Genomic DNA, 15,003 nt, shown 5'->3' on the forward strand with positions numbered 1-15,003 from the left:
TCCTCCTCCATAAAGGCAGGGAGGTTTTTACCAAACCACATTTTATCATTGTCATCAAAAAAAGAAAAAAATGTCTGCACTACAACACATTATAATACCGGAATGGAAACTGCAAAACGGCACCAGCATACCCCTTGTGTCGTTAAGTTACCAGGTTTTCGGGCAGCAACCGGGTACGGCACCTGTTATTGTAGTAAACCACGCCCTTACCGGAAACAGCAACGTAACCGGGCTAAACGGTTGGTGGAACGACCTTATAGGCCCCGCCAGAACCATAGACACCCGTAACTTTACCGTAATAGCCTTTAACATTCCGGGGAATGGCTACGATGGCCTGCCACAAAACCTCATCCATAACTATAAAGACGTTAGCGCGCATGATGTGGCCGCACTGTTTTGGGATGGGCTGTACCAGCTTGGCATCCACTACCTGTATGCGCTTGTAGGAGGCAGCCTGGGCGGAGGTATTGCATGGCACATGGCTGCACTAAAACCTGATGCTATAGAACACCTTGTACCGGTGGCGACCGACTGGAAAGCAACCGACTGGGTTGTAGCAAATACCCTGATACAAGACCGGATACTAAACAACTCCACTAATCCCATAGCCGATGCGCGCCTGCACGCCATGCTACTATACCGCACACCGAAAAGCCTGCAGCAACGCTTTAAACGAGAGCACCTAGAGAGCACTTTTGAAATAGAGCTTTGGCTGGAACGCCACGGAAAAAAACTGGAAAACCGCTTTACGCTGGCATCCTATAAATTAATGAACCATTTGCTGCGCACCATAGACATCAGTAAGGGCAGCAGTTTTTTGGCGATAGCCAAAAAAATAAAAGCAAAAGTCCATCTAGTGGCCGTAGATAGCGATTTACTTTTCACCCAGGACGAGGCCCAACTTACCTACGTGTCGTTAAAAGCGGCAGGGGTTAAAGTAAGGTACAACGAAATACGATCGGCGCACGGGCATGATGCTTTTTTAATAGAATACAACCAGTTGGCAAAGATTTTGAAACCTGTTTTTGCGCAGGAAAAAGAATTTGCCTGAAAACGGAAAGACAAAAGCGTAAAAAATCTACGCAAGCTACATCGTTAACGTATGTATTATTTTCAAACAAAATATAGATTTGGAAAATAAATTAAAATTAATATGTTAAAATTGAAAATATAATTTTGCCAAATCAAATTTTGTTTCGATATTTGGCAATAAGAATAAAGTATTTAGAACATGAAACTTTGCATTTGTAATTCATCGGTTATGGCGCAGTGGAAGTATACTTCTGCAGAGGGCACGTTATACACTGTTTAAAAAGTTTCATTTAAACATACAACAAGCCCCTGCACCACAACAGCAGGGGCTTTTTTTATAGTACAACATAATTAGTAAAAGAGATATGACAACGACAGTCGCACATACATATAATATGCAGCTTCAGCTGATTTGCTCCCTATCGTGGAAGGCGCAGGTGCAGTATATGCAGTTACCAGAACGGCAGTCGGTATAAACTTAGTTTATAATTCAGTGCAGGGCTCTTTTGGTAACACAATCCGAAAGAGCCCTTTTTTATTACACAAAAATTATCCGGTTATCCACTTTAAATATAAGCCTTATGAACAATCCATCTATCAACGTACTGGGCTACACCGGCCAAAACAGCCAGTTTGTGGTAAAAACCTCAAACACCGATTTGCGTATAACCCCAAGCGCTACGCAGTATGTACCGCAAACCCCAAACCCATATGAATACATACTGGCGGGCTTTGCAGGCTGCATTAACGCACTGGGCCACGCAGTTGCTAAGGAATTCGGTATTGTGCTGAAGTCGTTACAGGTAGAGATTAAGGGCAGCATGACGCCAGAACCAGACGTGCGCCCCGGCTTTGATAAGATAGAGATAACCCTTAGGCCGGCCGCTGTGGCACCGCTCGATGTCCTGCAACGATGGATGGAAGAAGTACAGTTCCGCAGCCCGGTTTATGATACGCTTGTAAACAATACCCCCGTAAGCCTTAACTTGTATAAGGAATACACAGCGATAAATTAGTAAAACACCTGCTGCAAGGTTTTAAGAACCTTGTAGCTGTTACAATACAACCCGTTTCAAGAGCATAAAGCCTTGCGGTTAAACCAATATAAGTTTGTTTAAGTTGTTGTTTTTTTGTTTGTTGAGGCCTGCCTTTGGCCTACCGCCGAAGGCAGTTTTCTCTTTTAAAGAGTGAAGTCAACACAAAAGCTTTGGGAGTTTTTTTACCTCAAAGAACACGAAGGTTTTTCACAAAGCTCACAAAACAAAATGACACGTTACACTATAGTAAGAACACAAAGCGCTTTCCTTTAGAAAGCTTAAAAAAATACAAAAAGAAAAATCAATGGCACATACCATAAACATAATACTCTTTGGCATAGGCAATGCCGGGAGCGCCTTAATAAATAAAGTAATTAAAGAACGGGATGATATAGCCACGCCCGCACCCGAAATACGTTTTCCGGTGATAACCAATAGTAGTGTGGCTTTTTTTGAAAAGGATGCCGACGGTTATGCCTGGGAGGCCAACTTTATACGCTTTGCCATACCGTTTAAAATAGACGATGTGGTAGAGTATATATTGGAGCACGACCTGCATAACGTGATTGTGGTAGATGCCTCGCCAAATGCCGAACTCCCTGCCGAGTACCCTAACCTGGTACGCATGGGCTTCAGCATAGTATCGATTAACGAAACGGTGCAGTACCTGCCGGAGAATTTTGAGAAGGGCATTAAGTTCCTTACCGATACCCGCGGGCTGGGCTACCGTTTTATAAAATCAGTACCCGGCGATGCCTCTGCCGCAGGCAATGCGCTGTATGATGCCATACTGCAAGTAGCCGGAAAAACAAAGGAAGCAGCCGCATAGGCTGCTTTTTTTATGGTATATGAAACAGTATCAACTCCATCTATCTAATAAGTTTTTCAATTCTTTAAGCTCATTTTTTGCTAAAATATCCAATTCATTACCAGTTGCTAATCTTATTGCATCTCTTGCCTGCTGTATCCTATTCAGCATAGGTACTACAATCCTCTTGCCGTGCTTTACAAATGTGTCTAAATCTTTGGCATTCGATGGAATTTTATATCCATCTCTTCCTGATGCTATAAGAATTCCTTGATCCCTTAAACTACCAACAACTTTAGACCGAAAATATTCTTCTTTTAGATTCTCCGAACGACTCTGATTCAGGTGACTGAATATTTCCTTGGTCGTTATAAATTTATTTTTAGGATTAGACCTCTGAAAAAGAAGAAGAAGCTTTAAAAATTTTATTTGGTCAATCTTCTGCTGACTGTCTCCGTTCACATTATTCAAAAATTTGCTAATTCGCTGATAACAAACCGAAGCAATCGATGGATCAAAATTCTCGTCAATATTAGATTCCATCAGTTCCTCAAATGAGTAATCTTTTGGAAATTCATCAATACTCGTAATAATTGGTTTTAAAATTTCCAGAAAGGTTCCACTGTGCTCTGACTTCTTCTTTTCATCAAAAACATAACCTAAGGTACCTGCAACAAAGTCAGCAATTTGAATATAGAAACTTTTATCACTTTCTACTAGTCCAAAATCTGAACCAGAAAACAGATTTAAATCGTGATTCTTATGTACATACTTTTTAAACTCCAACATAAAATCATTACCCCCATGTTCATCAACATAAAGCTCTAACTTTGGAAAAGTTCTGTAAAGCTCTTTATAAACTAAATTGTTCAAATACTTGTAGAAAGACTTTTTTATTGAAAACCCCTTGCCATATAACTTTCTTTTATCTACAACTACAGAATACACACTTATGTCCAGTTTTGCAATATCCTCTAAAATCCGTTTTCTTCTGGAGTGATTTCCTGCTACACCACTAGACTTCATTTCACCTGATTGAAAATTATGCTTCTTTCTAAGGATATTTATGTCTTCATATAATTTTGCAAGATTATCATTCTTGCAGATAACTGCTGCAACAATGAAGTGCGTTCCTTGTTTTTCAAAATCAAAGGAGTTATTACCAAACTCATCTGCAAATGCCGTAACAATATTGTTCATTGATAAATTATGTTGGTTATTGGTAAATTTAACAAAAATTCACAGCAAACAAATTATTTGTATTCTACAAATCTATATAGTACTTTTGCAGTATTCTTTAACACAATTGAATCATGTTATCACGAAAGGTGGAGGGATTAGACCCTGCGAAGCCTTAGCAACCCTTTCCCTGTAAAGAAGGTGCTACATTCTACTACGCCATGCGTGGATAGATAACAGAAACGGAATTTCTTCCTCCCTTCTACCCCACCTGATGACATAATGTAAGAAACAAATTTTAGGTTACATAACCTGAAACTTTAAACCTTGAACAAAAGGATTATGTCTGAAATACACAACGCGCTTGCTCAACGCATTTTGATACTTGATGGAGCCATGGGAACCATGCTGCAGCGCCATAACTTTACCGAAGAAGACTTTCGCGGCGAACGCTTTAAGGATTTTCCGCACCCACTTAAGGGCAATAACGACCTGCTGAGCCTTACCCAGCCCGAAGCCATTAAAGATGTTCACCGCCAGTACTTTGCTGCCGGAGCCGATATTGTGGAAACCAATACCTTTAGCGGCACCACCATAGGCATGGCGGATTACCACATGGAAGATTTAGTTTACGAACTAAATTATGAATCGGCTCGCCTTGCAAAAGAAGTTGCCAACGAGTTTACAGCGGCCAACCCTGACAAACCACGTTTTGTAGCAGGCTCTATAGGCCCTACAAACCGTACCGCCAGTATGAGCCCCGATGTAAACGACCCGGGCTACCGTGCCGTAACCTTTGACGATCTTCGCATTGCTTATAAAGAACAGGTTAATGCGCTGATTGATGGCGGTTGCGACATACTTTTGGTCGAAACCATATTCGACACGCTTAATGCCAAAGCGGCACTTTTTGCCATAGAGGAAGTGAAGGACGAACGTAACCTTGATATTCCCATTATGGTGAGCGGTACGATTACCGATGCTTCGGGGCGTACCCTAAGCGGACAAACGGTAGAGGCATTCCTGATTTCCATTTCGCATATACCATTATTAAGTGTTGGCTTTAACTGCGCCCTTGGTGCAGACCAGCTAAAACCGTACCTGCGCAGGTTGGCACACAACACGCAATTCAGCGTTTCGGCACACCCAAATGCAGGTTTACCAAACGCCTTTGGCCAGTACGACCAAACACCGGAAGAAATGCAGGCGCTCATCAGGGAATACCTTAATGACAACCTGATTAATATAATTGGCGGTTGTTGTGGCACTACGCCGGAGCACATCCGCCTTATTGCTGAAGTTGCTGCTGAATATCAACCGAGAAAAATTGAGGTAACTATATAGATGGCCGGAGAAGAAAGATATTTGAAGTTGAGTGGTTTGGAACCGCTCGTGGTTACGCCTGAGAGTAACTTTATTAACGTGGGCGAACGTACTAACGTAACTGGTTCGCGTAAATTCCTGCGTTTAATTAAGGAAGAAAAATACGAGGAAGCGCTGGACATAGCCCGTGCTCAGGTAGAAGGCGGCGCGCAGATTATCGACGTGAATATGGATGAGGGGATGCTGGATGGCGTGTATGCCATGACCAAGTTCCTGAACCTGATAGCTTCTGAACCTGATATTGCCCGTGTGCCTTTAATGATAGACAGTTCTAAATGGGAAATCATTGAGGCAGGGCTAAAAGTGGCTCAGGGCAAAAGCGTGGTAAACTCCATAAGCCTTAAAGAGGGCGAGGAACTTTTTATAGACCACGCTAAAAAGATAAAACGCTACGGTGCAGCAGCCATCATCATGGCTTTTGACGAAAAAGGCCAGGCCGATACTTACGAGCGCCGTATAGAAATATGTAAACGCAGTTATGATATATTAGTTGAAAAAGTAGGCTTCCCTCCGGAAGACATTATTTTCGACCCTAACATTTTCCCGGTAGCCACAGGTATGGAAGAACACCGCCGCAACGCAGTCGACTTTTTCCTGGCTACAAAGTGGATCCGTACTAACCTGCCTTACGCCCACGTAAGCGGCGGGGTGAGTAACGTATCGTTCTCGTTCCGTGGTAACGACAAGGTGAGAGAGGCCATGCACTCGGCATTTTTGTACCACGCCATACAGCACGGTATGGATATGGGTATTGTAAACCCCGAAATGATAGAGGTTTACGACGATATAGACAAAGAGCTACTGGAACACGTAGAAGATGTTCTCCTGGATCGCAGGGATGATGCTACCGAACGCCTTCTGGCTTTTGCCGAAAACATAAAAGGCGATGCTAAAGTTACTGAAAAGCAGGCTCAGGAATGGCGCAGCCTTCCGGTACAGGAACGCTTAACCCATGCACTGGTTAAGGGTGTAGACGAGTTTATAGAGGTAGATGTAGAGGAAGCACGCCTTACCGCTACCAAACCCATTGAGGTAATTGAAATTAACCTTATGGCGGGTATGAATGTGGTGGGCGACTTGTTTGGGTCGGGTAAGATGTTCCTGCCACAGGTGGTAAAATCGGCCCGCGTTATGAAAAAAGCTGTGGCCTATCTTTTGCCGTTTATTGAAGCGCAAAAAGATGGAAAATCGTCAAGGGCCGGGAAAGTCCTCATGGCTACCGTAAAAGGCGATGTACACGATATTGGCAAAAACATAGTATCTGTAGTATTAGCGTGTAATAATTTCGAAATCATAGATTTGGGCGTAATGGTACCGCCCGAAAAAATCATAGAAACCGCCGTTAAGGAACAAGTAGATATAATAGGTTTAAGCGGGCTTATTACACCTTCGCTTGATGAAATGGTATACCTGGCCAAAGAACTGGAACGCCTTAATATAAACATCCCAATAATGATAGGTGGCGCCACTACAAGCCGTGCGCATACAGCGGTAAAAATTGCCCCGGAATATAGCGACACCGTGGTACACGTTAACGATGCCAGCCGCGCCGTAACGGTAGCGGGTAACCTTGTTAATACAAACGCTAAAACTGATTACGCAAAAGACATTCGCCAGGAATACGACAAACTACGCGAGGGCTACCTGAACCGCACGCGCGAAAAAGACTTTTTAAGTATTGCAGATGCGCGTGCCAATAAATTTAAGATAGACTGGGATGCATATACTCCGTATGTACCTAAACAACTTGGCGTGCAAACGGTTTACCCTAACTTAGAGGAGCTGGTTCCGTACATCGACTGGACACCGTTTTTCCAAACATGGGATTTACACGGCAAATATCCGGCTATACTTACTGATGATGTGGTAGGCGAACAAGCACAATCACTTTTTGACGATGCACAGAAGATGCTGAAACAAATAGTAGACGAAAACTGGTTTGAAGCCAAGGGTATATTCGGGATATTCCCGGCGAATACGGTTAATGATGATGACATTTCTCTTTATGGCGAAGCCGGAGAACCACTAGTTACCTTTTTAAGTTTGAGGCAACAATCTCAAAAAACTAAAGGCGCACCAAACATTGCCCTAGCAGATTTTGTGGCCCCCATAGAAAGCGGGAAACAAGACTACGTGGGAGCGTTTTGTGTTACTACCGGCTTTGGCGTAGATGAAAAGGCGGCTGAATTTGAGCAGGTACACGACGATTACAACTCGATTATGACTAAGGCACTGGGCGACCGTTTTGCAGAGGCTTTTGCCGAATACCTGCATAAAAAAGTACGTACCGAAATATGGGGTTACGCCGCAGACGAACAACTTAATAACGACGAGCTTATTAAAGAGCAATACCAGGGCATACGCCCTGCACCGGGATATCCTGCCTGCCCGGACCATTTGGAAAAAAACACCATTTGGCAACTGCTGCAGGTAGAGGAAAACATTGGCGTAAAACTTACCGAAAGCCTTGCCATGTGGCCGGCAGCATCGGTATCGGGCTATTATTTTGCTAATCCGCAGAGTAAATATTTTGGGCTTGGAAAGATAAAAGCAGACCAGGTAGAAGACTATGCCAAACGAAGAAACGTAAGTATAGAAGTAGCTAACAAATGGCTCAATCCTAATATAGCAGATTAATTCGGTTGTCCGTTGATGGTTGATGGGCTTATTCGTGCCGACGATCAACCGACAACCGACAACTGGCAACTAACAACCAAGAAAGAAATGAAAGTAACCGAACATATAGAAAACGCCAAGGGCAAAACCCTGTTTTCATTTGAAATACTGCCTCCACTTAAAGGGCAAAACATACAATCGATTTTTGATGGCATAGACCCGCTTATGGAGTTTAAACCGCCGTTTATAGACGTTACCTACCACCGCGAAGAATACGAATATAAAGAACTGGGTAACGGGCTGCTGCAACGCCGTGTGGTTAAAAAACGTCCCGGTACCGTGGGTATATGTGCTGCCATACAAAACAAGTACCAGGTAGATGCGGTTCCGCACATACTATGCGGTGGGTTTACTAAGGAAGATACCGAAAACTTTTTAATAGACCTGGACTTCCTGGGCATACATAACGTAGTGGCGCTTAGGGGTGATGCAGTGAAGAATGAAATTTATTTCCGCCCCGAAAAAGAAGGGCACAGCTACGCAAGCGAACTGGTTACGCAGATTGAAAATCTTAATAACGGAATTTACTTGGACGATGAACTGCTAAACTCAGCCTGTACTGATTTTTGCATTGGCGTAGCGGGTTATCCTGAAAAACATATGGAAGCACCAAGCCTGGACAGCGACCTGCATTTCCTGAAGCAAAAAATAAAGAACGGTGCGCAGTACATTATTACCCAGATGTTTTTTGACAACCAAAAGTTTTTCGACTTTGTAGAAAAATGCCGTAAAGAGGGTATTACCGTACCCATCATTCCGGGATTAAAACCCATAGCTACTAAAAAACAGCTTAATATGATTCCGCACCGTTTTAAAGTAGACCTGCCGGACGACCTTATTATGGAAGTGGTGAAAGCAAAAGATAATGATGCCGTAAAACAAATAGGTATAGAATGGTGTATTACACAAAGTAAAGAACTGGTTAAAGCAGGCATACCGGTGCTACATTATTACAGCATGGGCAAGGCTGAAAACGTAAAGGCTATAGCTAAAGAAATTTTTTAGACCCAATGGGTTTGAAAAATCTCTTTATGCAAAACACTTATTAACCACATTTAAGCAAATATTTACCTACACATTTACGGTCAAAAACTCAATTATTTTATATTTGCCCATTAACCGTAAAAATGAGGCACCTTTACCTTTTACTGCTGTTTTTTTCCTGCGCGGCAATTGCCCAAACCGAAACACCGGCGGGGTTTGCCGTTGAGGCAAATTATTTTTACGGTAACATTATCCCCCACAGAAAAGGCATGATGCACCTTATACTGGGGCATCCGGAAGGTATGGTACTAAGCATCAACAAAAAAACCTTTGGCACCCGCGAATGGGAGTCGGCATACAATTTACCCGAATACGGCGCATCGTTCCATTATCAGGACATGAAAAATGAAGCCCTCGGAAAAATGTATGGGCTGTACGCGCACTACAACTTCTTTTTTTTACAGCGTCATCTTATGTTCCGCATTGGGCAGGGTGTAGCCTATAACACCAATCCTTACAACAAAGAAACCAACTACCGTAATTATGCTTACGGGGCACATCTAATGCCGTCTACCTACTTTATGCTGAACTACAGTAAGCAAAATCTTTTAGGGCCGCTAGGCGTTCAGGCAGGGCTTATCTTTGTACACCATAGCAACGCGAGCATGAAATCGCCTAACACCAGCACTAATACTGTAGGGGTTAATGTGGGGATAAACTACTCGTTTGGAGACAAACAAGCTGTGGCCGATACCATTACTCCCGTCCCACCAGCACAGTTCAGCAAAGCGCTTCATTATAACTTTGTATTAAGGGGCGGCATTAACCAAAGCGACCTCATAGGCAGTAAACAATATCCGTACTACGCTTTTAGCGGGTACCTAAGCAAACGTATCAGCAGAAAAAGCGGCCTGGAAGCGGGAGCCGATTTCTTTATACCGAAATACTTAAAAGAGTACATCCATTATATGTACATTGCCTATCCTGAAATTCACAGTAATCCTAATGCCGATTACCATAAACTGGGGCTTTTTGGCGGATATGAACTGTATATAAACAAAATGTCTTTTGAAGGGCAGGTTGGTTACTATGTGTATGAGCCTTATAAAAATACAGGCGGGCTATACGAAAGGCTCTCGTTTAAGTACTATTTGGGCAAACGCTTTTTTACCGGCACCAGCCTAAAAACGCACGGAGCCAAGGCAGAGGTTATGGAGTTTAATTTTGGGATACAACTTTAGATGATGACAACACAGATAGCCCCATACTTCTCAAAATCTTTACGCTTGTTTATGTGCATGGCATTGGTAATGCTGTATACATCATGCAATAATGAAAATGCACCGGAATGTTTCCGAAAAGCAGGTAAAACCGTAGTTTATACGGTAGAAACCGAGGATTTCAGTACGCTGGATGTAGGCGAAGGTATTAGCGTGGTACTGGTAGAAGGCCCCGAACATAATGTTACCGTAGAAACAGGCGAAAACTTAAAAGACAATATACACGTAAGCGTTACCGATGGTAAACTTAGCTTAACCAACAGCACATCATGCAACTGGGTAAGGCAATACAATACTACCACGGTTACCGTTACGGCTCCAAATATTACGTATATATTTAGCGGCACACAGTTTAACATTACCTCCGCGGGTACATTGCATTACCCGGAGCTGCTTATACAAAGCGGTATGTTTAGGGGCGATACGCCGTCGGCATTTATAAGCCTCGATGTAGTGTGTAACCACCTTACGGTAGAAGACAACCAAAACCTGGATTGTTTTGTAACGGGCACTACCGAAAACCTATTGGTTGATTTTTACTCTAATAACGGCCATTTTGACGGCACGGGGCTTACTGCAAAAAACGTGGCGTTTTTTCACCGCAGCACTAATGATATTACGGTTAACGCTACCGAAACGATTAAGGGAACGCTGTTCTCTACCGGTAACCTGGTGCTTTTAAACCATCCGCCGGTAGTAGAGGTAATCCAAAAGTATACAGGCCACGTAGTATACCGGTAACATAAAAAAAGAGCTTCGGTTACCGAAACTCTTTTTAGTATTATTAGTATTAGTCGCACTCCTCTGTGTCTTTTTCAGAAGGCGGCGCGGGAACAGGGTTTGGCTGCTCCTGCTTATCTTTTTCTATTTCTTCCTGCCACCAGGGCAATGGTACTCCGCACATATTATTTCTTTTTTGTCATTTCCCTGAATACCGACTCAAGGTTTTTATTCTTAAGGGCTAACTGCAGCGTTTTAAGTCCGTTTGCCTGCGCAAAGTCAAAAACCGCGGGGCGCTGGTCTATACCCGAGCTAAAGGTAAGCTCCCACACGTTTGCTTTGGCGTGCTTTACGTTAACCACATCGGGCAGTGTTTGTAGTAATTCAGCGGTAACGGGTTTGTCAAATTCTACCTCTATAACCTGCTCTACCGCAGTATCTTTAACCAGATTGTTCAGTTGTTTATCGGCCACTATTTTTCCGTGGTTAATAATAATTACACGATTACAAATTGCCTCAACCTCCTGCATAATGTGCGTACTGAGGAAAACAGTTTTATCTTTACCAATGTTCTTAATCAGGTCGCGTATTTCCACCAGCTGGTTAGGATCAAGTCCGGTTGTAGGCTCATCGAGTATAAGCACATCAGGGTTATGCAGCAATGCACAGGCTAGCCCCACACGCTGACGGTAACCTTTACTAAGTGCCCCAATTTTTTTATGCGCCTCAGGTGTAAGGCCGGTAAGATGTATTACCTCTTCTATCCGCTCTTTTTTTACATGGTACACATCTGCATTAAAGGCAAGGTATTCGCGCACATACAAATCAAGGTACAGCGGGTTATGTTCCGGCAGGTAACCTACCGAACTTTGTACCGCTTTTTGCTGCGTGGCTACGTCGTTACCGTTTACGCTTGCTGTACCGCTATCGGCAGCTATATAGGTGGTAAGTATTTTCATAAGGGTGCTTTTACCCGCGCCGTTTGGCCCCAAAAAACCTACAATCTCACCTTTTTTAACCGAAAACGAAACCGCATCGAGCGCCTTTTGCTCGCCGTAATTCTTTGAAATTCCTTTAACCTCAATAGACATAGTACCTAATTGTTTTACGCAAAAATACTAATAAAACACAGCAATGCTATAGGATATTGTATTTTACACTAAATAAAAGATAGCGCGGCTGTACCCTGTAGCGCGATATACGCGTACTAAACTGGTTAAAGCTGTCATCGTTTAACGATGTAGTGTTTAGCAGGTTGGTACCGCTAACCTTAAACTCCCACAACTTGTTTTTTGTAAGGTACATGGCACTGGCATTAAGAAAATCATATTCGTTATCGCTGGTGCGGGTGTTGTTGTAGTAATGGTTATAGGTATAATCTGCCGTAAGGGTAACCGCGTTAAACAACAGGTAATCCATGCGTGCGTAAGGGCTGTGGGTATAGGTTCTATTACCGGTATAGCTGTTTATGTTAACCGAATACCCCAATTCCAGGTTTGGCCATTCTTTAAAAATCGTCCCCAGGCTTGTAGTATAGCTTTGTGTAAACTGCTCGGTTACCTGGCGCAATGCATTTGCCATGGTTACCTCAGCCTGAATAGTATTATCTGCCCTGAAGTTGTTGTAGCGGTTCCAGCTTAAGTTAGCGTTTACCGATGCTTTATAAAAACGGGCAAAGGTACGGTTATAGCCCGCCATACCACTTATAATTTCATCGGCAAAGTTAGAGTTCTCCACCGTACTAACCTGGTTAATACCGTTGTAAGATGCCAGCGTTTTTACGTCGTTGGCCTTACGGCTGTAACTTAGGTTGGCAAAAATCTGGGTGAAGTTAAACATTACATACCTAAAATAGTTTAGGTTATGGGTTTGATACGTAGCACTCTCCAAATTACGGTTACCCCTAAAAAGCGAACTGTAATTATTAAGCACCAGGCCGCGGGCGTACTTACTTATATCGCTAAACTCATTGGTCATGGTATAGGTATATAACAGGCGCTCTGATTTTTTTATCTGGTATAGGGCGTATACGTCGGGCAGCGCGCGGTAAAAAGTTTGGTTGACAGATGCACCCAGCTGCTCGTTGTTCATATAAAAGCTGTGAAGGCTTACCCCCGGATTAAATGTAAATTTCCCCAAAATAAACTTGTAATGCAGCCCCAGGAACACATCGTTAAAGCTGTAGCGAACATTATTTTTACTGTTTGCATCGAGGTTGTCTGTAGCCCCCGAATCCAAGACTTGAAAAAGGTTACTGTTAAACTGCTGGTACGAATACGTATCGCCAAGGGTAACATTGATGTTTGCCTTAGGTGTAACCAAATAATACCAGTCTGCCTTTGCGTCTGTTTTATTAGTAATAATAAGTTGCTTCTGGTTTAGGTTGTACTGGCTTCCATCAGCAAGGCCAAGGTTCATACTGCTGTCTCCTGTAGCACTGTCCGGGAACGGATTGTACTCAAGTATGGCTTTGTAGAATGGGTCTTCCTGCTGGTAAAGGTGTTGCCCTTCAAAAGAGAACACATTTTTATCGTTTGCTGTATAATACAGGTTCAGGTTTTGGTTAAACGAAAAAGGCTTTTGGTTTTTACTGGTATAAATATCCTGGCTTTGTGCCGTTTGCGGACTCACGGTACTCATAAGATCAGTATCTTCCCCTTGCTTTGACACCTTAAAGAAGGAGTCGTAATCAAACTGAAAACGTGTACTTGGCTTATAGCTAGAGCTTAGTTTTATTACACTAAAGTCGCTGCGTTGCAGTGTACGTTCTTTAGTTTCCTGTACGGTTTGTGTTTCGCGCGTTACAGGATCTAATATGGTATTCCGGCTTTGGGTTTGCAGTTCATTCCTACCCGAGTTTATTATTGCAAACCCGCTCAGGTTCCACGTCTTGGTAGGGTTATAGCTAAAGTTAGCCGCGCCAAACTTAGTCTCAATGCTCTTAGCCCTATTATTACGCAGTAGCGAAACGCCAAGATTGTTAGAACTCACGTTGAAGTTAGTACCTCCCTTTTTCATTACATTACGGAAACCGCCGGTCATTTTAAAATAATCCTGCATGGTAAGCGGAAGCTCGCCGGTGTTGTTAAAATTACCTATAAGGTTAACACTGTACAGCGGGCTGTAGTAAAAAAGCTTCGGGTTTAAAATGTAACGTGCGCCATCGCCGGTACCCCCACCGGCGGTAAGGTCGCCAAACCAAAAGTTCTTTTTACCTTCTTTTAGTTTAATGTTCATGGCTACGTTTTCTTCGTTGTTAACCAAGCCTTTCATTTGGCCCACCTCGTTATAATTACGCAGCACCTCTACTTTATCCAGCGCATCTGCCGGAATGTTTTTTACGCCCAGCTTGGTATCGCCATCAAAAAAATCCTTGCCTTCTACCATGAGCTTAGTTACGGTTTTACCCTCCACCTTCACATTACCATCGGTATCTACCTCTACCCCGGGCAGTTTTTTTAGTACATCTTCCAGCTTACGCTCTGTACCGTTTGTAAACGAATCAGAGTTATACACCAGCGTATCACCTTTTACAGTTACGGGCATTTCGTGTACAATTTCAAGTTCTTTCAACTCAATACCGGCCTGCATGGTAATATTTCTGGTAACATTAGCCGATGTGGTAGTAAGGGCTTCCTCGTACGTATTGTACCCTATATAACTTGCCTTAATACCATAGTTGGTATTAGGTTTAAGGGTTAGTGAGAAGCGCCCTTTATCATCAGTAATAGCGTAAGACTCCATGGTATTGTTAGTCTTATTAACCGCCATTATGTTAGCCATTTCCAATGCTACACCGGTGGAGTCTTTTATAACACCTTCAAATTTTATGGTTTGGGAAAAGCCCACCGCCGAAAACAGCAGTAACAGCCCAAGTAGTATTTTTTTCATTTGGGAAAGTAAT

Annotated in this window: 11 protein-coding genes and 1 riboswitch; of the genes, 8 read left to right on the forward strand and 3 right to left on the reverse strand. The window is 43.0% G+C overall.

Translation table 11 applies throughout. The features are described from left to right. Positions 1-70 precede the first annotated feature (70 nt). The 3 genes from ACLI08_RS01095 (at position 71) to ACLI08_RS01105 (ending at position 2,898) form a co-directional block, all read left to right on the forward strand. The gene (locus ACLI08_RS01095) at positions 71-1,051 is read left to right on the forward strand and encodes an alpha/beta fold hydrolase (protein WP_411426609.1); all 981 of its coding nucleotides are present in this window, start codon (positions 71-73) and stop codon (positions 1,049-1,051) included. A 562-nt stretch (positions 1,052-1,613) separates the two neighbouring features. Further along, complete coding sequence (locus ACLI08_RS01100; RefSeq protein WP_411426610.1) at positions 1,614-2,048, forward strand: OsmC family protein; 435 nt, start codon at positions 1,614-1,616, stop codon at positions 2,046-2,048. Between the two features lie 325 nt (positions 2,049-2,373). Next, positions 2,374-2,898, forward strand: coding sequence for a hypothetical protein (locus tag ACLI08_RS01105; RefSeq protein ID WP_411426611.1), 525 nt, complete (start codon positions 2,374-2,376; stop codon positions 2,896-2,898). Positions 2,899-2,928: 30 nt separating this feature from the next. Here the strand turns inward: ACLI08_RS01105 and ACLI08_RS01110 are convergent, their stop codons facing one another. After that, complete coding sequence (locus ACLI08_RS01110; protein ID WP_411426612.1) at positions 2,929-4,077, reverse strand: DUF3800 domain-containing protein; 1,149 nt, start codon at positions 4,075-4,077, stop codon at positions 2,929-2,931. Between the two features lie 113 nt (positions 4,078-4,190). Next, positions 4,191-4,296: riboswitch (SAM riboswitch) on the forward strand. A 102-nt stretch (positions 4,297-4,398) separates the two neighbouring features. On the opposite strand from ACLI08_RS01110, the gene ACLI08_RS01115 reads away from it, so the two are divergent. From ACLI08_RS01115 to ACLI08_RS01135, 5 genes are all read left to right on the forward strand, one after another. After that, a complete protein-coding gene (locus ACLI08_RS01115; RefSeq protein WP_411426613.1) occupies positions 4,399-5,400 on the forward strand; it encodes a homocysteine S-methyltransferase family protein in 1,002 nt (333 codons plus the stop codon). Beyond that, entirely contained in the window at positions 5,401-8,076 is a 2,676-nt protein-coding gene (metH, locus tag ACLI08_RS01120; RefSeq protein WP_411426614.1) for a methionine synthase, read from the forward strand. An 87-nt stretch (positions 8,077-8,163) separates the two neighbouring features. After that, the gene (metF, locus tag ACLI08_RS01125; protein ID WP_411426615.1) at positions 8,164-9,120 is read left to right on the forward strand and encodes a methylenetetrahydrofolate reductase [NAD(P)H]; all 957 of its coding nucleotides are present in this window, start codon (positions 8,164-8,166) and stop codon (positions 9,118-9,120) included. Positions 9,121-9,242: 122 nt separating this feature from the next. After that, positions 9,243-10,340 carry an acyloxyacyl hydrolase gene (locus ACLI08_RS01130; RefSeq protein WP_411426616.1) on the forward strand — a complete coding sequence of 366 codons (1,098 nt, stop codon included), beginning with the start codon at positions 9,243-9,245 and terminating at the stop codon, positions 10,338-10,340. Positions 10,341-10,391: 51 nt separating this feature from the next. Continuing rightward, positions 10,392-11,120: a head GIN domain-containing protein gene (locus ACLI08_RS01135; protein WP_411426617.1), complete on the forward strand. Its 729-nt coding sequence runs from the start codon at positions 10,392-10,394 to the stop codon at positions 11,118-11,120. 164 nt (positions 11,121-11,284) lie between these two features. Here the strand turns inward: ACLI08_RS01135 and gldA are convergent, their stop codons facing one another. Together gldA and ACLI08_RS01145 are read right to left on the reverse strand one after the other, a co-directional pair. Further along, positions 11,285-12,190 carry a gliding motility-associated ABC transporter ATP-binding subunit GldA gene (gene gldA, locus ACLI08_RS01140; RefSeq protein WP_411426618.1) on the reverse strand — a complete coding sequence of 302 codons (906 nt, stop codon included), beginning with the start codon at positions 12,188-12,190 and terminating at the stop codon, positions 11,285-11,287. 46 nt (positions 12,191-12,236) lie between these two features. After that, positions 12,237-14,990: a carboxypeptidase regulatory-like domain-containing protein gene (locus tag ACLI08_RS01145; RefSeq protein WP_411426619.1), complete on the reverse strand. Its 2,754-nt coding sequence runs from the start codon at positions 14,988-14,990 to the stop codon at positions 12,237-12,239. Positions 14,991-15,003: the final 13 nt, after the last annotated feature.

The sequence above is a fragment of the Flavobacterium sp. RNTU_13 genome (assembly GCF_046614455.1).
In the GTDB taxonomy this organism is placed as follows: domain Bacteria; phylum Bacteroidota; class Bacteroidia; order Flavobacteriales; family Flavobacteriaceae; genus Flavobacterium.

Bases quoted from the DNA above. Each gene is read 5' to 3' on its own strand.
- metH (WP_411426614.1), top strand. From the start codon at position 5,401: ATGGCCGGAGAAGAAAGATATTTGAAGTTGAGTGGTTTGGAACCGCTC.
- ACLI08_RS01095 (WP_411426609.1), top strand. From the start codon at position 71: ATGTCTGCACTACAACACATTATAATACCGGAATGGAAACTGCAAAAC.
- ACLI08_RS01115 (WP_411426613.1), top strand. From the start codon at position 4,399: ATGTCTGAAATACACAACGCGCTTGCTCAACGCATTTTGATACTTGAT.
- gldA (WP_411426618.1), bottom strand. From the start codon at position 12,190: ATGTCTATTGAGGTTAAAGGAATTTCAAAGAATTACGGCGAGCAAAAG.
- metF (WP_411426615.1), top strand. From the start codon at position 8,164: ATGAAAGTAACCGAACATATAGAAAACGCCAAGGGCAAAACCCTGTTT.
- ACLI08_RS01110 (WP_411426612.1), bottom strand. From the start codon at position 4,077: ATGAACAATATTGTTACGGCATTTGCAGATGAGTTTGGTAATAACTCC.
- ACLI08_RS01135 (WP_411426617.1), top strand. From the start codon at position 10,392: ATGTGCATGGCATTGGTAATGCTGTATACATCATGCAATAATGAAAAT.
- ACLI08_RS01100 (WP_411426610.1), top strand. From the start codon at position 1,614: ATGAACAATCCATCTATCAACGTACTGGGCTACACCGGCCAAAACAGC.
- ACLI08_RS01130 (WP_411426616.1), top strand. From the start codon at position 9,243: ATGAGGCACCTTTACCTTTTACTGCTGTTTTTTTCCTGCGCGGCAATT.
- ACLI08_RS01145 (WP_411426619.1), bottom strand. From the start codon at position 14,990: ATGAAAAAAATACTACTTGGGCTGTTACTGCTGTTTTCGGCGGTGGGC.
- ACLI08_RS01105 (WP_411426611.1), top strand. From the start codon at position 2,374: ATGGCACATACCATAAACATAATACTCTTTGGCATAGGCAATGCCGGG.